Annotated in this window: 17 protein-coding genes; 9 read left to right on the top strand and 8 right to left on the bottom strand. The window is 59.3% G+C overall.

The window, feature by feature from the left end; genetic code table 11:
• Positions 1 to 117: 117 nt before the first annotated feature.
• From AB5Y84_RS12920 to serA, 5 genes are all read left to right on the top strand, one after another.
• Complete coding sequence (locus tag AB5Y84_RS12920; RefSeq protein ID WP_368177101.1) at positions 118 to 1,098, top strand: alpha/beta hydrolase; 981 nt, start codon at positions 118 to 120, stop codon at positions 1,096 to 1,098.
• 423 nt (positions 1,099 to 1,521) lie between these two features.
• Entirely contained in the window at positions 1,522 to 2,856 is a 1,335-nt protein-coding gene (locus AB5Y84_RS12915; RefSeq protein WP_005361588.1) for a Na+/H+ antiporter NhaC family protein, read from the top strand.
• 212 nt (positions 2,857 to 3,068) lie between these two features.
• Complete coding sequence (locus AB5Y84_RS12910) at positions 3,069 to 3,665, top strand: 5-formyltetrahydrofolate cyclo-ligase (protein ID WP_058059524.1); 597 nt, start codon at positions 3,069 to 3,071, stop codon at positions 3,663 to 3,665.
• A gap of 161 nt (positions 3,666 to 3,826) precedes the next feature.
• Entirely contained in the window at positions 3,827 to 4,480 is a 654-nt protein-coding gene (gene rpiA / locus AB5Y84_RS12905) for a ribose-5-phosphate isomerase RpiA (protein WP_279505264.1), read from the top strand.
• A 324-nt stretch (positions 4,481 to 4,804) separates the two neighbouring features.
• A complete protein-coding gene (serA, locus tag AB5Y84_RS12900; RefSeq protein ID WP_005337639.1) occupies positions 4,805 to 6,037 on the top strand; it encodes a phosphoglycerate dehydrogenase in 1,233 nt (410 codons plus the stop codon).
• An 81-nt stretch (positions 6,038 to 6,118) separates the two neighbouring features.
• On the opposite strand, the gene AB5Y84_RS12895 is transcribed toward serA, so the two are convergent.
• Positions 6,119 to 6,499, bottom strand: coding sequence for a diacylglycerol kinase (locus AB5Y84_RS12895; protein ID WP_111899524.1), 381 nt, complete (start codon positions 6,497 to 6,499; stop codon positions 6,119 to 6,121).
• Positions 6,500 to 6,643: 144 nt separating this feature from the next.
• Between AB5Y84_RS12895 and AB5Y84_RS12890 the strand changes: the two genes are divergently transcribed.
• Positions 6,644 to 7,711, top strand: coding sequence for a 3-deoxy-7-phosphoheptulonate synthase (locus tag AB5Y84_RS12890; RefSeq protein ID WP_139493988.1), 1,068 nt, complete (start codon positions 6,644 to 6,646; stop codon positions 7,709 to 7,711).
• A gap of 239 nt (positions 7,712 to 7,950) precedes the next feature.
• Here the strand turns inward: AB5Y84_RS12890 and AB5Y84_RS12885 are convergent, their stop codons facing one another.
• The 3 genes from AB5Y84_RS12885 to AB5Y84_RS12875 all read right to left on the bottom strand — a co-directional run bounded on the left by AB5Y84_RS12885 (position 7,951) and on the right by AB5Y84_RS12875 (position 10,648).
• Positions 7,951 to 8,748 carry an ATP-binding cassette domain-containing protein gene (locus AB5Y84_RS12885; RefSeq protein WP_368177100.1) on the bottom strand — a complete coding sequence of 266 codons (798 nt, stop codon included), beginning with the start codon at positions 8,746 to 8,748 and terminating at the stop codon, positions 7,951 to 7,953.
• 65 nt (positions 8,749 to 8,813) lie between these two features.
• On the bottom strand, positions 8,814 to 9,821 hold the full coding sequence (gene btuC / locus AB5Y84_RS12880; protein WP_368177088.1) for a vitamin B12 ABC transporter permease BtuC: 1,008 nt from the start codon (positions 9,819 to 9,821) through the stop codon (positions 8,814 to 8,816).
• A gap of 95 nt (positions 9,822 to 9,916) precedes the next feature.
• Positions 9,917 to 10,648 (bottom strand): substrate-binding periplasmic protein, encoded by a 732-nt coding sequence (locus AB5Y84_RS12875; protein ID WP_368177087.1) that lies wholly within the window; start codon positions 10,646 to 10,648, stop codon positions 9,917 to 9,919.
• Positions 10,649 to 10,760: 112 nt separating this feature from the next.
• Here AB5Y84_RS12875 and AB5Y84_RS12870 point away from each other — a divergent pair, with 112 nt between their 5' ends.
• Together AB5Y84_RS12870 and tapW are read left to right on the top strand one after the other, a co-directional pair.
• Entirely contained in the window at positions 10,761 to 11,117 is a 357-nt protein-coding gene (locus tag AB5Y84_RS12870) for a DMT family protein (RefSeq protein ID WP_005353120.1), read from the top strand.
• Between the two features lie 58 nt (positions 11,118 to 11,175).
• Entirely contained in the window at positions 11,176 to 12,315 is a 1,140-nt protein-coding gene (gene tapW, locus AB5Y84_RS12865; protein WP_005353124.1) for a type IVa pilus ATPase TapW, read from the top strand.
• A gap of 94 nt (positions 12,316 to 12,409) precedes the next feature.
• Here the strand turns inward: tapW and AB5Y84_RS12860 are convergent, their stop codons facing one another.
• Positions 12,410 to 12,859 (bottom strand): isoprenylcysteine carboxylmethyltransferase family protein, encoded by a 450-nt coding sequence (locus AB5Y84_RS12860; protein ID WP_368177086.1) that lies wholly within the window; start codon positions 12,857 to 12,859, stop codon positions 12,410 to 12,412.
• A gap of 173 nt (positions 12,860 to 13,032) precedes the next feature.
• Between AB5Y84_RS12860 and alr the strand changes: the two genes are divergently transcribed.
• Positions 13,033 to 14,259 (top strand): alanine racemase, encoded by a 1,227-nt coding sequence (gene alr / locus AB5Y84_RS12855; protein WP_368177085.1) that lies wholly within the window; start codon positions 13,033 to 13,035, stop codon positions 14,257 to 14,259.
• A gap of 65 nt (positions 14,260 to 14,324) precedes the next feature.
• Here alr and AB5Y84_RS12850 read toward each other — a convergent pair whose 3' ends face one another.
• From AB5Y84_RS12850 to AB5Y84_RS12840, 3 genes are all read right to left on the bottom strand, one after another.
• Positions 14,325 to 15,269: a TerC family protein gene (locus AB5Y84_RS12850; protein ID WP_033137996.1), complete on the bottom strand. Its 945-nt coding sequence runs from the start codon at positions 15,267 to 15,269 to the stop codon at positions 14,325 to 14,327.
• A gap of 302 nt (positions 15,270 to 15,571) precedes the next feature.
• Complete coding sequence (gene oppF, locus AB5Y84_RS12845) at positions 15,572 to 16,567, bottom strand: murein tripeptide/oligopeptide ABC transporter ATP binding protein OppF (protein WP_005337666.1); 996 nt, start codon at positions 16,565 to 16,567, stop codon at positions 15,572 to 15,574.
• A complete protein-coding gene (locus AB5Y84_RS12840) occupies positions 16,568 to 17,548 on the bottom strand; it encodes an ABC transporter ATP-binding protein (protein WP_368177084.1) in 981 nt (326 codons plus the stop codon). It abuts the gene before it with no gap.
• Positions 17,549 to 17,559 lie beyond the last annotated feature (11 nt).

The raw sequence follows: 17,559 nt of genomic DNA, 5'->3' as shown, positions 1-17,559 counted from the left end.
ATCGTTTCACTCCATCATTTGGCAGACCGGGTGCCATCTGATAGGTTCGAACGAGTGAAATGCCAGCATAAGCAAAATCAGGGCAACGCCCGTGTCGATATCAAACGAGGTGCAAGAATGAGCGCAGGATTGCTGTTTGCTGTGGGGTTGATATCACTGACCCTGGTCATGCTGGCCGCGGCTCTGCTGTTTGGCGGGCCGAGTCCGGCACCGGCGATGGCCAGCATCAACGACCCTTTCAAGGGGAGTGGCTGGAGCAACATGCCACCCCTCTCAAGATACCCGGCGCGTGACGGCACGCAGCTGGCCTATCGGCACTATGGCGCAGAGGGCAATACGAAGAACAACAAGGTCAAGGGCAGCGTGGTACTGGTTCATGGCTCTTCTGCCAGCAGTCAAAGCATGCACAAAATGGCGAACGCCTTTTCGCAAGCGGGATACGACGCCTACGCCCTCGATATTCGCGGCCATGGCGCATCGGGCGACAAAGGCACCATTGCCTACATCGGCCAGCTTGAAGACGATCTGGAAGATTTCATCAAGTCGGTGGCCCCCGGCAAGCCTGCAACACTCGTCGGCTTCTCGTCAGGGGGTGGCTTTGTCCTGCGTGTTGCTGGCAGTGCGCGACAAACCCTGTTCGAGAGCTATCTGCTGCTCTCCCCCTATCTTGGCCCCACCGCCGCCAACTACCGGCCCAACAGCGGTGGCTGGGTGCGTGTCGGCTTGCCTCGCCTCATCGCCCTGAGCATCCTCAACGGTTTCCATATTTCCGCACTCAACCATCTGACCGTGCTGAACTTTGCCCTTAATGATGAGGCGAAATCCCTGCTGACCCCCTCCTACTCCTTCAACCTTGCTTCGAACTTTCAGCCAGAGCGCGACTATCAGCAGAATTTGCGCAATGTGCAACGCCCCTGCGCCGTGATCGCGGGCGCAAATGACGAAGCCTTTCAAACAGATCAACTTGAACCTGAGTTAAGACATCTCGGCATCTCCTGGCCTGTCACCCTGCTGCCCGGAATTGGCCACATTCCGCTGACGCTGGAACAGGACGCCATCACAACAGCCGTTCAGGCAGTGGAGAAATTGACACAGTAACCACACAGCCCAGGTCTTGTGTCCACGCGTTCTGGAAATATCCGTACCATGCTCACGTAGAGATAGAGAGAGGGCTGCGGGAGAAATCCCCAAGATGGCATGCAGAGATCTTATCGTTTACCTCTTTCCTTATTAAAGGCACGCGATACCCCCAGATACCCGCGGACTGCGCCAGAACAGCAATGAACAATAAACAGCACTAGCTTCTTTTTCCGAATATTCTTTGGATATCTCAATAACACCAGAATCATCAAACAAAAACACCTATCCATCTGGACGTCTATCTTGACCTTGTGGGGTTGACTCACTACTGTGGGCACCCCAATGAGGCAGGATGCCCGCCCTGTTTTCCCCCTATCCCTATCCGATACAGGTACAAAGCAGTTTATGACAGGAGGTCATTGTTCAATTTCAGAGGAACACATGATCCAGACTCAACCCAGTGCCAGGGCCTTGCTGCCACTTCTGGTTTTTCTCGCACTCTTTATCGGTACCGGTACCTGGCTGACCCTGCAGGGGGTCGAGTTCGCTTTCTATCAGCTGCCCGCTCCGGTTGCTGCCTTGCCTGCGGTGATGCTGGCCCTGCTGCTTGGCAAAGAGAGCTTCAACAGCAATCTGGAGACCTTCTTCAAGGGGGTTGGCCACAGCAATATCATGGCGATGTGCCTTATCTATCTGCTGGCGGGCGCCTTTGCCAGCGTGGCCAAGGCCACAGGCGGCGTTGATGCCACCGTGGCGCTGGGTCTCTCCCTCATTCCCGGCTGGGCGCTGTTGCCCGGGCTGTTCCTCATCTCTGCCTTTATTGCTACCGCCATGGGCACCTCCATGGGCACCATAGGTGCCGTGGCCCCCGTGGCGCTGGGCGTGGCGCAGGCGGCCGGTATCGATCCGGTGCTGATGGCAGGTACCATTCTCTCCGGCGCCATGTTTGGCGATAACCTCTCCATCATCTCCGACACCACCATAGCAGCAACCCGCAGCCAGGGGTGCGAGATGAAGGACAAGTTCCGCGAAAACTTCAAGATTGCGGCCCCAGCTGCCATCGCGGTGATCCTGCTCTATCTGACCCTGGGCTCAGTGGGTGAATCCCCAGCCAACGGCAGCGCCATCGAGCTGTTCAAGGTGATGCCTTATCTGCTGATCCTGGGGCTGGCGCTCGCCGGAGTGAATGTATTTGTGGTGCTGGGGATCGGCATTCTGGCCGCCGGAGTGGTGGGCATGATCAACGGCTACGCCATCGGTCAGTTCAGCAAGGATATCTATCAGGGCTTTACCGGCATGCAGGAGATCTTCCTGCTCTCCATGCTGATAGGCGGTCTCGGCGCCCTGATGGAGCGTCAGGGTGGTCTGGCCTGGATCAGCGAGCGCATCAGCGCCCTGATTGCCCGTTTCACTCGCGAGCACAATGGTGAACAGAACGAGAAAGCGGCCGAGCTCGGCATCGCCGGGGTGGTGAGCCTCACCAACCTGTGCACCGCCAACAACACGGTGGCTATTATCGTCGCCAGCAAGGTGGCCCGGGATCTGGCAGAACACCACGGTGTCACCCCGCGCCGAGCCGCCTCCATGCTCGATATTTTCTCCTGCGTGGTACAGGGTCTGATCCCCTGGGGCGCACAGGCGCTGCTGCTGGGATCCATCTTCGCCCTGTCGCCGTTGGCGGTGGTGAGCATGAGTTTCTACCCGATGGCACTCGCGGTAGCGGCACTCATTGCAGTGTTCGTGAAGCACCAGATGCGCGGCAAGGCTGACAAGTAACAGACCAGACTCTGGCGCGCCGACATGCTGTCAACAGGGGCCACACCCTGGCCCTTGTTGACTCACTAACGGATCAGCCAGCATTTATCCCACCGTCCCGGGCATCAGCCGTCCGGGGCGGGAGTTCCCCTGCCCCCCTTAACGTCAAGAGTGAATGTGCTAAGGTAGAGCGCGTTCAAGCCATCGATGCGCAGCTATACCAGAGGTTCCCCATGCATGAGTCCCAACCCGAACGTCAATCCCTGCGCCAACTGGTTCGTCAACGCCGCAAAAATCTGAGTCCGGCCGAGCAGCAATTGGCGGCCCAACAGCTGCTGGCCCAGTTCAAGCAACACCCCGAGATCCTCGCCGCCAAACGCATTGCCCTCTATCTGGCCAATGACGGGGAGATCAATCCATTGCCCACCATCCATTGGCTGTGGGCCCAGCACAAAGAGGTCTACCTGCCGGTGCTCCACCCCTTTACCCCGGGTCACCTGCTCTTTTTGCGCTATACCGCCACCAGCCCCATGGTACGCAACCGCTACGGCATCGAAGAGCCGGAGCTGGATATCCTGCAGGTGGTGCCCCACAGCACGCTCGATCTTATCTGCACCCCGCTGGTCGCCTTCGATGCCCAGGGCAATCGTCTTGGCATGGGGGGCGGCTACTACGATCGCACTCTCGCCATCTGGCATGAGCACAAGCTGGGGCCCAAGCCGCTCGGCATTGCCCACGACTGCCAGCAGGTGGATGCCGTCCCGCAAGAGGAGTGGGATGTGCCGCTGCCCCAGATCATCACCCCGAGCCACTGCTGGCGCTTTGAATAGGCTGTTTTTGGCCGGCAATCCCGGCTTTGTGCGCGCAAACGCAGAATAAACAGGCAAACGATTTACAAAGTCCCTCTTTTTGCCCCGGAACGTGAGCAACAAGGTCGCGACGGGGTACCGGGTTGGATATAATGCGCCCGCTTTTTTCTTAAGGAACGATCATGACTCAAGATGAAATGAAGAAGGCGGCCGGTTGGGCTGCGCTCAAGTATGTGGTTCCCGGCACCATCGTCGGGGTGGGCACCGGCTCTACCGTCAACCACTTTATCGACGCGCTGGCGACCATGAAGGACGAGATCAAGGGGGCGGTATCCAGCTCAGTGGCCTCTACCGAGCGCCTCAAGGGCTTCGGCATCACCGTATATGATCTCAACGAGATCGACTCCCTCTCCGTCTATGTGGATGGCGCCGACGAGATCAACGCAACCCGCGACATGATCAAGGGCGGTGGCGCAGCCCTGACCCGCGAGAAGATCGTTGCCGCCGTCGCTGACAAGTTCATCTGTATCATCGACAACACCAAGACCGTCGACGTGCTGGGCCAGTTCCCGCTGCCGGTGGAAGTGATCCCGATGGCCCGCGAATACGTGGCCCGCGAAATTCGCAAACTGGGTGGCAACCCGGTGTGGCGTGAAGGCGTGGTCACCGACAACGGCAACCACATTCTGGATGTAAAAGGCATGGCCATTACCGACGCCAAGGCGCTGGAAGTACGACTGAACGCCATTGTTGGCGTGGTCACCAACGGCCTGTTCGCCGCACGCGGCGCCGATGTTGTCTTGATCGGTACGCCGGACGGCGTGATTACCCAGTAATCCCGACACCGGTGGCACAGTGCAGCGGCATCCTCCCTCGCACGCCAGCGCCACTCTGCCAGCCCTGACGCAGCAGCCGCGTTGATTGAGCCCCGGGATGGGATATGACCCAAACATTGCACTGTGAATAAATGACGGCGCCTGATGGCGCCGTTTTTATTTATCCCTCAACAAGTTGCATACGTATGTTTACAACATTCGTTGATAACTTCAAAGAATTTGACTTTCGTCACAAATATTCCCTCTCCCAAACGTTTTTGCTACTTTACGGTTTTCTTCGCACACCAAATCTGCACTTACGTTTGCACATACAGAGGGATCGTCATGACTGCCAAGTTTTCGTTGGACAAGGATAAAATCAAGGTTCTGCTGCTGGAGGGGGTTCACCCCAACACCGTAGAGACCTTTCGTGCCGCAGGTTACACCAGTGTGGAGTATCTCAAGACCTCGCTCTCCGAAGAGGAGCTGATCGAGCAGATCCGCGACGTCCATTTCATCGGGCTGCGCTCCCGCACCCAGATCACCGAGAAAGTCCTCGACGCCGCCAACAAGCTGGTCGCCATCGGCTGCTTCTGCATCGGTACCAACCAGGTCGAGCTGGAAGCGGCCCAGATCCGCGGAATTCCGGTCTTCAACGCCCCCTTCTCCAACACCCGTTCGGTCGCCGAGCTGGTACTGGGCGAGATCCTGCTGCTGCTGCGCGGCATCCCCGAGAAAAACGCCAAGTGTCATCGCGGCGTGTGGGAAAAACTGGCCAACCGCTCGGTGGAAGCGCGCGGCAAGAAGCTCGGCATCATCGGCTACGGCCACATCGGTACCCAGCTTGGCATCATCGCCGAAAGCATCGGCATGAAGGTTTATTACTACGATATCGAGAACAAGCTCTCGCTGGGCAACGCCATCCAGGTGCCGAGCATGGTCGAGCTGCTCAATATGTCTGACGTCATCAGCCTGCACGTGCCGGAGACCGCCTCCACCAAGAACATGATCGGTGCCGAGCAGCTGCGGATGATGAAACCGGGCGCCATCTTCATCAACGCCGCCCGCGGTACCGTGGTGGATATCGATGCGCTGGCTGACGTCATCAAGAGCGGCCATATTGCCGGTGCCGCCATCGACGTCTTCCCGGTCGAGCCCAAGTCCAATGACGAGGAGTTCCAAAGCCCGCTGCGTGGGCTGGAGAACGTCATCCTGACCCCGCACATCGGTGGCACCACCCATGAGGCGCAGGAGAACATCGGGCTGGAAGTGGCCAACAAGCTGGTCAAATACTCCGACAACGGCTCCACCCTCTCCGCCGTCAACTTCCCGGAAGTGTCGCTGCCGGGCCACAAGGGCTCCAGCCGCCTGCTGCACATTCACCGCAACCAGCCGGGCGTGATGAACCAGATCAACCAGATCTTCGCCGAAGAGGGGATCAACATCGCCGGTCAATACCTGCAGACCAGCAGCCATATCGGTTACGTGGTGATCGACGTGGAGACCGAGCACAGCGAGAAGGCGCTCGCCAAGCTCAAGGAGATCAACGGCACCATCCGCGCCCGCATCCTCCACTGATAGACCCTTATCTGCGCAGCAAAAAGCCCGTCGTGATGACGGGCTTTTTTATGAAGCAGAACCCAAAGGCAGCGTAGTGGCTTACCACCACCCCAACAGATTGCGGCCCACCAACGCGCCCCATACCAGGGCGTTCAGGGCCAGCGCGATAAAAACGGCGGCGGAGCCCAGATCCTTGGCGCGGCCGGAGAGCTCATGATGCTCGGAGCCAACCCTGTCTACCACAGCTTCAATGGCGGAGTTGAGGATCTCGACGATCACCACCAGCCAGCTGATGACGATAAGCAGCAGGATCTGGTTGAGGGAATCGCCAATCCAGAAGGCAAGTGGCATCAGCAACAGGATCAGCATCAGCTCCTGCCGAAAAGCCGCCTCGTTAATCCAGGCTGACTTGAGCCCCTTCATGCTGTAACCGGTTGCGTTGATGATGCGGGTGACCCCGGTTGCCCCTGGCTTTGCCACGCTATCTACCTCATTTGGAATCGATTTTGGCCTCACATCCTATCAGAGCCCCCCAAGGTTTCAATCAGGGGACTTTTGCTTTATTTTATCTCTTTGCTTTTTCGCCCCTTGCGGCTGACACCACCCACTCGAGACTTGAGTTGTATGTCCATTCACACAGATGAATTGCGCACCCGTCGCCTGGAGTCACTGATCACTCCGAGCGAGCTTGCACACACGTTTCCGATCACCGATACCATTGCCCAGAATCTGCTGGATGCCCGTCGCGAAGTGGAAGCCATTCTGGCCGGAGACGATCAGCGCCTGCTGGTCATTGTCGGCCCCTGCTCTATCCATGATCCCGCTGCTGCTCGCGAGTATGCCCAGCGCCTCAACGCCCTGCGCGAGCAGTATAAAGAGAGCCTCTGCATCGTGATGCGCACCTACTTCGAGAAACCGCGCACCATCGTCGGCTGGAAAGGGCTCATCAACGATCCGCGCCTCGATGGCAGTTTCGACGTCAACGAAGGGCTGAAACTGGCGCGTAAACTGCTGGTCGACATCAACGAGATCGGCATGCCCACCGCCACCGAATTCCTCGATATGGTGACCGGCCAGTATATTGCCGACCTCATCACCTGGGGCGCCATCGGCGCACGTACCACCGAATCCCAGGTACACCGCGAGATGGCCTCGGCTCTCTCCTGCCCGGTCGGCTTCAAGAACGGCACCGACGGCAATACCCGCATCGCCATCGATGCGGTGCGCGCCGCCCGTCACAGCCACATCTTCTATTCCCCGGACAAAGACGGCAAGATGACCATCTACCGCACCGCCGGTAACCCCTTTGGTCATGTGATCCTGCGTGGCGGCCACCGACCCAACTACGACACCGCCAGTGTCGATGAAGCCTGTGAAGCGTTGGCCGATGTGGGCCTGCCGGAGCGTCTGGTGGTCGATTTCAGCCACGGCAACAGCATGAAGGATCACCGCCGTCAGCTGCTGGTGGCGCAAGATATCTGCGATCAGCTGCGCCGCGGCCGTACCGGCATCGCTGGCATCATGGCCGAGAGCTTCCTGGTGGAAGGGCGTCAGGATGTGGAGAACGGCTGCGCCGCCACCTTTGGCCAGAGCATCACAGATGCCTGCTTGTCGTGGAGCGACACCGAAACCCTGCTGGCGATGCTGGCCGAAGCCGCGCTGGTGCGGTTGAACAAAGCAAACCTGCGGTAACGACTGCGACATCACCCTTCGGCCAGAGCATCACAGATGCCTGCTTGTCGTGGAGCGACACCGAAACCCTGCTGGCGATGCTGGCAGAGGCTGCGCAGGTGCGCCTGAGCAAACAGGCTTGAACTGCGAATAAAACCAAAGGGGCCGGTATTTTTGATACCGGCCCCCTTCTTCTTGCTGTCAGCCGATTACGCTTCGCTAATCGGCCCTACATGCGCCCTCTTTCCTGTACACCCTACTTACAAACTGGGCATAAACCACACGCGCCCCGCAGCTTCGATGCGGTCGGTGCGGATCTGGAATACCTGCGCCAGCAGCGCCTCATCCACCAGCTCGACACCCCCTTCGCGCACCACCGCGCCCCCTTGCAGGCAGAGAATGCGGTCGGCCCAGTCGATGGCCAGATTGATATCGTGGATGGCGAGCACCACCAGCAAGCCTTGCCCCGCCAGGGTTTTCAGCAAGCGCAATAGCGCCAGCTGGTGATGCAGGTCGAGCCCCGCCAGCGGCTCATCCAGCAGCAGCACCTTGCCGGTCGGATTGAGGCTCGGCCACACCTGCAGCAGGGTGCGGGCAATCAGCACTCGCTGCTGTTCACCGCCCGACAACCGGCTGAAATCACGAGCCAGCAAAGCTTCCAGCTCCAATGCCTCGCACAGTGCATTTATCGCCTCGTTCTGCCTGGCAGGTGCAACCATCTCATCGAGCCCCAGGCTCAACACCTGAAACACCGGAATATGAAACAGCTGGGACTGACGCTGGGGCAGCATAGCGCGCCGTTTGGCAAGCTCGGGCCAACTCATGTCAGTAAGCACTTCCCCCCCCAGCAGCACTGTGCCATCGGCGGGTAAAATCCCCGCCAGCGCCCCGAGCAGGGTCGACTTACCACTGCCATTGGGGCCAAGCAGCGCCACCAACTGGCCGCCATGCCAGCGGATATCCAGGGGAGAGAGCCGTCCGGCAATGGCGAGTGCGTGCGCCTCCAGCAGCGGTGCAGCAGCACGAGAAGAAACCGGCATGGGATCAGCGGGTGACATCAGCATCTTGCCTCAACAACGGGTAAATAAGGAGACTGCGCGCTCCGACCAAATCATGCAGATATTCATGCAGCACCATTGGCAGTTTGCCTCAATAGCAGGTAGATAAAGAGCGGAGCCCCCACCGAGGCGGTGATGACGCCGATAGGCAACTCCCCCGCGCTCAGGGTGGATCGAGCAACCAGATCGGCCGCCAGCAGCAGGGCCCCGCCGCCAAGCGCCGAGGCAGGCAGCAGAAAGCGCTGATCGCTGCCACCGCAGAGCCGCAGCAGATGGGGCACCACCAACCCGACAAAACCGATGACGCCGCACAACGACACCGCCACACCGGTCAGCAGACAGACCGCCAGCACCAGCCGCACCCGCATCTTGTCGACATCCATCCCCATCAGGCGGGCCTGGGTCTCCCCCAACAACAACTGTTGCAGCGCCTTGCCCTGCCAGCAGAGCCAGCCCAGGGTGAGCGGCAGCACCAGCCACCACCAGGCAAACTGCTGGCTGCCGTAAGAGAGGCTGCCCATCATCCAGAACATGAATTCACGCAAGGAGCCGTCGTCGGCAAAGTACATCAACCAGGTCATGGCGGCATTGGTAAGAATACCGATGGCGACGCCAAACAATAGCAAGCGGGCATGGCCGAGACGCGCCCGACGAGCCAGCCGAATGAGCAGCATGGTCACCAGCAGGGCGCCACCGAAGGCCGCCAGCGACAGCCCCCAGCCGGGCAGATAGAGGCCGAGGGACTTGGCCACCGCCATCGCCACCATGGCAGCCAGTCCTGCTCCGCTCGAGACACCAAGCAGCCCGGGTTCGGCCACCGGGTTGTGCAGCATCACCTGCAATACGGCGCCGCCACAGGCAAGGGCTGCGCCAGCCAAGAGGGCCAGCAAGGCACGGGGTAGCCGCAGCTCCAGCAAGATGCGCAGTTCGAGATTGCCAAGGGGATGCCAGGGCAGCAGCACAAACTCGCCCCAGACGAGGGAGAAGAGAAACAGCAGCAGGGTCAGCAGCGTCAGGCCACAGAGCCAGCGCCGCTGCCAGCGCTGCTGGCGGGCGATAAGGGAGAGGTACAAGGATGATCCCCGAATAACAAGGCTCCCCCCGGCCCTGTCGCAGCGCCGGGGAGAAGCAGGAAAAGGGCATGATAACAGTGGCTTGCCACCCAAGGTCAAGGCTGGTAACGCTTGGCCATCACCCTTATCTCGCCGCTGGCCACCAGATTTTGCAGCGCCACCAGCAAGGGCTGGCGCAGCGACTGGTGAGGTGAGTGCTTGCTCATCCCTAGATAGAGGGTCACCGGCGTGGCGGGACGGTAGTCCGCCTTGCCTATCCGGCTGGCATTTCCCTGACTCAGGGCATAGTCCACCTGACAGTCGGTACCAATCATCAGCGGCAGGTGACCACGCTGCACCATGCGCAGCAGCTGATCTTCGGTAGGTACTCCGTGCTTGTCGAGGCGGCTGTCACTGTTGAAGGGCTCAAAGTAGGCAGAGTTGAGCACATAGCCCACCTTCACCCCCTGCAGATCGCGGTATTGGTGGATCCGGGCCACATTGACCGGCTGACCATAAAACGCGGGCCAGCATTGGTAGTAGGCAGGCTGCAGATAGTCGATAAACTGCGCCCGCTCGGCGGTATAGGCGAGGCCAATCATAAGATCGACCTGACCGGTCTGCATCTGCTTGAGCGCCCTGCCCCACGGCATCCGCCGTATCTGCAACTCAATGCCGCTCGCCTGCTGCAACCGGCGCAGGATGTCCATGTCGAGCCCCTGCAACCGGCCATCCGCTTGCAGGATGCGAAATGGCGGCCACAGATCGGTGGCCACCGTCAGCGTCGGGGCCGCACGCACCGGCATGGCAAATAACAGTAACAACACTATCCCGCATAACTTGCCCATCCCGTCGCATACCTCGCACGGCTTATCCTGTTGGTTAAAAATACCCTCCCGCACCACGTATGAAAACCCGTGGTTCAGGGATAAAATGCGCCGGATTTTCAAGGAGAACCCTATGAACCCGATTTTCGCCAGTATCGGTCTGCTGCTCTGCAGCAACGTCTTTATGACCTTCGCCTGGTACGCTCACCTCAAGAGCATGAACCATAAACCCTGGATCATTGCCGCCCTGGTGAGCTGGGGTATCGCCCTGTTCGAATACCTGCTGCAAGTGCCCGCCAACCGCATTGGCCATACGGTGATGAGCGTGGGCCAACTTAAAATCCTGCAAGAAGTGATCACACTCACCGTATTCGTCCCCTTCTCTATCTTCTATCTCAAGGAAGATCTGAAATGGGACTATCTCTGGGCAGGGCTCTGCATTCTCGGTGCGGTCTTTTTTGTCTTTCGCGAGAAACTGACCGGCGCCTGAGGCTGTACACTCAATATCATCCCGCTCATGGCATCTCATTGATCGACGAGGCAAAAAAATGGAATTGCGAGACATGTTACAGATCCTGGCCAAGCAGGATGGCTCAGACCTCTATCTGTCGACCGGCGCGCCCCCCTGCGCCAAATTTAACGGCGGCCTGCGCCCCCTCAACGAAACGCCGCTGGAGCCGGGTGAAGTGGCGCGGATCGCCGCCGAGATCATGGATGGCGAGCAGAAGCAGCAGTTCGAGAAGGATCTGGAGATGAACCTCGCCATCTCCCTGCCCCAGATCGGCCGCTTTCGGGTCAACATCTTCAAGCAGCGCAACGAAGTCTCTCTGGTAGCCCGCAACATCAAGACCGAAATCCCCCGCTTTGAAGATCTCAAACTCCCGCCTGTGCTGCTCGACACCATCATGGAGAAACGCGGTCTGGTGCTGTTTGTCGGCGGTACCGGCTCGGGTAAATCCACTTCGCTGGCAGCGCTTATCGACCATCGCAACCGCAACAGCGGTGGCCACATCATTACCATCGAGGATCCGGTGGAGTTCGTTCATCGCCACCGCAAGAGTATCATCAATCAGCGGGAGGTTGGCGTGGATACCCGCAGCTTCCACGCAGCCCTGAAAAACACCCTGCGTCAGGCGCCGGACGTCATTCTTATCGGCGAGATCCGCGATCGCGAGACCATGGAACATGCGCTGGCCTTCTCCGAAACCGGCCACCTTGCCATCTCCACCCTGCACGCCAACAACGCCAACCAGGCGCTGGATCGCATCATCAACTTCTTCCCCGAGGAGCGCCGCCCCCAGCTGCTCAACGATCTGGGCAACAACCTCAAGGCTTTTGTCTCCCAGCGGCTGGTGAAAACCACCGATGGCGGCCGCCGGGCCGCAGTGGAGATCATGCTTGGCACCCACACCATCCGCGACATGATCAAGCGCGGCGAATTTGGCGGCCTCAAAGAGGTGATGGAAAAATCCAAGGCCCTCGGCATGGTTACCTTCGACAGTGCACTGTTCGATCTGGTGGTGGAAGGGGTGATTGAGGAAGAAGAGGCGGTGAAAAACGCCGACTCGGCCAACAACCTGCGCCTCAAGATCAAGCTGTGGAAGGAGAAGGGACAGATTGCCAGCAGCAGCGATGCCACCGGCTGGAGCCTCGAACCCACCAAGGACGAGAAGGGCGATTTTTTCTAACTAGCCCCTCGAGAACCCCGGGCCAGCCCGGGGTTCTCTTTATCCAGCATGGCTGGCCCGACTTATCCGCTCAGCCCACGCAGATCACAGCCAGTCAGCACCAACGGCGAACGCGCTGGCAATACGCCACATACTCGTCGCCGAAACGGGCGCGTAGCAGCCGCTCCTCCGGCATGATCTGAAAGCGAGTTAGCCAGGCCACCAGCACGATTGGCCCAACCCAGATCCAACTTCCACCGAGATAACAGCCCCAGGCGGCCAGCCAGCAGAGCAAGCCCAGATACATGGGATTGCGACTGACACGATAAACGCCACAGGTCACCAGACGGCTGGTGTGCTGCGGCTTGGTGGGGCTGACCGTGGTCTGATGGTGACGAAACCGTTGCAGGGCACCAAAGCCCATGATGGCCCCCGCCACGACCAGCATAGCCATCAGCGTCATTGCCCAGATGCCGGGCTGGCTCTCCCCTCTTAGCCACCACATGGCCCCGGCACAGAGCAGGAAGATCAGCGGTGGTGGCAAACGTAACTCAAGATTGACCATTTTCTTCCCCTGACGAGTGTCGGCCGAACCCGTGTTGCGGTAGACTCCCAACCAGTCAGCGCCTGTTGAGAGTGACAAAGATCATAATAATAACAACAAGTTGTGGTTAAACCACCACCAATGTGGCCGACCCCGTCCAAACTATCCAACGCGAACAACAAAAAGGAATCACCATGCACAAGAAAACTCTGCTGGCTACCCTGATCTTCGGCCTGCTCGCGGGCCAAGCCGTTGCGGCTCCCTATCTGCCCCTTGCGACGGATCATCGCAGCGGCCAGGAGCAAACCGCCAGCAACGCCTGGTTGGAAGTGGATCTGGGCGCCTTTGAACACAATATCCAGACCCTCAAGGATCGCCTCGGCGACAAGGGCCCGCAGATCTGCGCCATCATGAAGGCCGACGCTTATGGTCATGGCATCGACCTGCTGGTCCCCTCCGTGGTCAAGGCCAATATCCCCTGCATCGGCATCGCCAGCAACGAAGAGGCGCGCGTCGCCCGCGAGAAGGGCTTTACCGGCCGTCTGATGCGGGTGCGTGCTGCCACCCCGGATGAAGTAGAGCAGGCCCTGCCCTACAAGATGGAGGAGCTGATCGGCAGTCTGGTGAGTGCCCAGGATATCGCCGATATCGCCCAGCGCCACCACACCACCATTCCGGTGCATATCGCACTCAACTCCGCCGGCATGAGCCGCAACGGCATCGACCTGCGTCTGGCCGATGCCAAGCAGGATGCGCTGGCCATGCTCAAGCTCAAGGGGATCACCCCGGTCGGCATCATGACCCACTTCCCGGTGGAGGAGAAAGAGGACGTCAAGATGGGGCTGGCCCAGTTCAAACTGGACTCCCAGTGGCTGCTGGAAGCGGGCAAGCTGGATCGCAGCAAGATCACCATCCACGCCGCCAACTCCTTCACCACCCTGGCCGTGCCGGACGCCTACTTCGACATGGTGCGCCCGGGCGGCCTGCTCTACGGTGACTCCATCCCCTCCCACACCGAATACAAGCGGGTGATGGCATTCAAGACCCAGGTCGCCTCGGTCAACCACTATGCAGCGGGTAACACCGTCGGTTATGACCGCACCTTTACCCTCAAGCGTGACTCCTGGCTCGCCAACCTGCCGCTGGGCTACTCCGATGGCTATCGCCGCTCCCTGAGCAACAAGGCCTATGTGCTGATCCAGGGTCAGAAGGTGCCGGTGGTCGGCAAGACTTCCATGAACACCATCATGGTGGATGTGACTGATCTGAAAGGGGTGAAACCCGGCGACGAGGTGGTGCTGTTTGGCCGTCAGGGTGAAGCCGAAGTGAAACAGGCGGATCTGGAGGAGTACAACGGCGCCCTGCTGGCGGACATGTACACCATCTGGGGCTACACTAACCCCAAGAAGATCAAACGCTGATCACGCGATATGAAAAAGGGCTCCCGCGGGAGCCCTTGTTGTTATTGCTTCATTGTCTGCCGCGCTCAAGCGGCCTTTTTACGGGTCACAAACAGACTCAGCCCCATGGATGCCAGCAGGATCAACGCAACGACACCAAGCGCAATGCCGGTCGGGATCTTGAAGATATCCAGCAGCAGCATCTTGACCCCGATAAACATCAGGATCAGCGCCAGACCGTATTTGAGCAGGGCGAAGCGATCAGCCACACCCGCCAGCAGGAAGTACATGGCACGCAGACCCATGATGGCGAAGATGTTGGAGGTCAGCACGATGAAGGGATCCGTGGTCACCGCGAAGATGGCCGGAATACTGTCCACCGCGAAGATGAGATCGCTCACCTCCACCAGCACCAGAATGAGCAGCAGCGGGGTGGCATAGCGCACACCGTCACGCCAGACGAAGAAGTTCTCCCCTTCCAGAGTCTCGGTCACCTTGAAACGACGGCGCATCCAGCCCAGCAACGGGTTGTTGGCGAGATCTGGCTCCTTGTCGGCCGCCCACAGCATTTTGGCGCCGGTCAGCAGCAGGAAAGCGCCGAACAGATAGAGGATCCAGTGGAACTGCTCGATGAGCCAGCTGCCCGCGAACACCATACCGGCACGCATCACGATGGCACCCAATACTCCATAGAGCAGCACCCGGCGCTGCAGCTCGGCCGGAATGGCAAAGTAACCGAACAGCATCAGCCAGACGAAGACGTTGTCCACTGCCAGCGCTTTCTCGATGAGGTAGCCGGTGAGGAACTCCAACCCCTTCTGGTTGGCGATTTCACGGCCCGCGCTGTGATCGAGCCAAAGCCAGATAGCCAGGTTGAAGAGCAGGGCCACGCTGATCCAGATAAGAGACCAGACTCCTGCCTCTTTGAGGGACACCTTGTGTGACTTGCCGCCACCGACAAAGCGTATGTCTATCCATAACAGGACCAGCACTATGCTGAAGAAACCGGTCCACATCCACCATTCACCCATGTTCACTTCTCCCAAAAACGACAAAACCCACGACCGAGAGGCGTGGGTTTGCGTTTGGAGCAGATACACCTTGCCTCTCGGCAAGGTCTCACTTACAGCTGATTTGCATCAACTGCCCGGCTGCCGGGTGCACTGCAGGAAATGGGTGCACCGTAATGACGACAAACCGGCGAGAAGTTACTCCCCTTGTTGTGCGGATAGTAGCAGCGGTAAAAGATAACGCCAAGAGGCATCTTCACTGCCGTCAAAAATAAATCGGGGCCCCATCAAGGAGCCCCGCAAACAGGTTCAACACAGCCCCATCAGAGCGGGTCGACCTTGAGGCAGGAGACCGCGTGATCGAAGTTACCCTCCAGCACAGGGCGGGTCTTGGCACACTCGGGGCCAGCCACCGGGCAGCGGGTGCGGAACACGCAACCGGAAGGCGGGTTCATCGGTGAGGGCAAGTCCCCCTCCAGGATCTGGATCACCTTGTTGCGCTCCAGCTCAGGGTCCGGGATCGGCACCGCTGACATCAGCGCCTTGGTGTAGGGATGCAGCGGATTGGCAAAGATCTCCTTGCGGGTCCCCAGCTCGACGGCATTGCCCAGATACATCACCAGCACCCGATCGGAGATGTGTTTGACCACCGACAGATCGTGGGCGATGAAGATGAGCGACAGCCCCATCTCCTTTTGCAGGGATTTGAGCAGGTTGACCACCTGCGCCTGAATGGAGACGTCAAGCGCCGACACCGGCTCGTCGCAGATGATCATCTTGGGCTCGAGGATCAGCGCCCGGGCAATCCCGATCCGCTGGCACTGGCCACCGGAGAACTCGTGCGGATAGCGGTTGACCAGGTTGGGCAAGAGCCCCACCTTACTCATCATGGCGCGCACCTTCTCCTTCACCTCTTCCCGTGGCAGGTTGGGATAGAAGGTGATGAGCGGCTCGGCGATGATGTCGCCAATGGTCATGCGCGGGTTCAGAGAAGCCAGCGGGTCCTGGAAGATCATCTGGATCTCTTTGCGCTTCTCGCGCAGGGCATTCTGATCGAGCTTGGTGAGATCGTCACCCAGCCACACCACCTTGCCATCGGTGGCCGGTACCAGGCCGATGATGGCGCGGGCAAAGGTCGATTTGCCGCAACCGGACTCCCCCACCACGCCGAGGGTTTCCCCTTCGTAGAGACGCAAGGTCACACCATCGACCGCCTTGAGGTCGGACGGTTTGGCCCAGGGCCACGCCTTGCCACTCTTGATACTGAAGTGGACCTTGAGGTCAGACACTTCCAACAGCAATTTTTTGTCGGCACCCATTTAGTTGGCCCCCTTGTTCATGGCATCCGAAACCCAGTGGCAAGCACGCTCCCGACCGTCGTTGAACGGGGTCAGGATCGGTGACTGCTGGCCGCAAATCTCGCTGACCCGGTGGCAACGCTCCTGGAAGGGGCAACCGGTGGGCAGACGCAGCAAGTTGGGCGGATTGCCCGGGATGGTGGGCAGCACTTCCCCTTCGGCATCGAGGCGGGGAATGGCGCGCAACAAACCTTCGGTGTAGGGGTGGCTCGGGCGATAGAAGATATCGTCTACCTTGCCGTACTCCATGGTACGACCGGCATACATCACCAGCACCTTGTTGCAGATACCGGCGACCACGCCAAGGTCGTGGGTGATCATGATGATGGCGGTGTTGAACTCACGCTTGAGCTCGTTCATCAGAGTCATGATCTGGGCCTGTACGGTCACGTCGAGCGCGGTGGTCGGCTCGTCGGCGATCAGCAGTTGCGGCCGGCAGAGCAGTGCCATGGCGATCATCACCCGCTGACGCATGCCGCCGGAGAACTCGTGGGGATACATCCCCATCCGCTTGCGTGCTTCGGGAATTTTGACCGCATCGAGCATCCGCACCGACTCTTCGAACGCTTCCGCCTTGCTGACGCCCTTATGCAACATCAGCACTTCCATCAGCTGATCCTGCACCTTCATGTAGGGGTTGAGCGAGGTCATGGGGTCCTGGAAGATCATGGCGATCTTCTCGGAGCGGATCTTGTTGAGCTTGGACTCCGGCAGGTTGAGGATCTCTTCGCCCTGAAACTTGGCGGAACCGGTAATAATGCCGTTCTTGGCCAGCAGCCCCATGATGGCAAAGGCCGTCTGGGATTTGCCAGAGCCGGATTCACCGACGATCCCCAGGGTTTCACCCGCAGAGAGAGAAAAGTTGAGGTCGTTGACCGCCACCACATTGCCGTCCGGGGTCTTGAACTCGACCCGCAGATCTTTCACATCCAGTAACTTCATATAAAAACTCC

Origin of the sequence: Aeromonas sp. s11 (assembly GCF_040907945.1) — a bacterium.
In the GTDB taxonomy this organism is placed as follows: domain Bacteria; phylum Pseudomonadota; class Gammaproteobacteria; order Enterobacterales; family Aeromonadaceae; genus Aeromonas; species Aeromonas veronii.
This window is presented reverse-complemented; position numbering and strand designations above follow the sequence as displayed.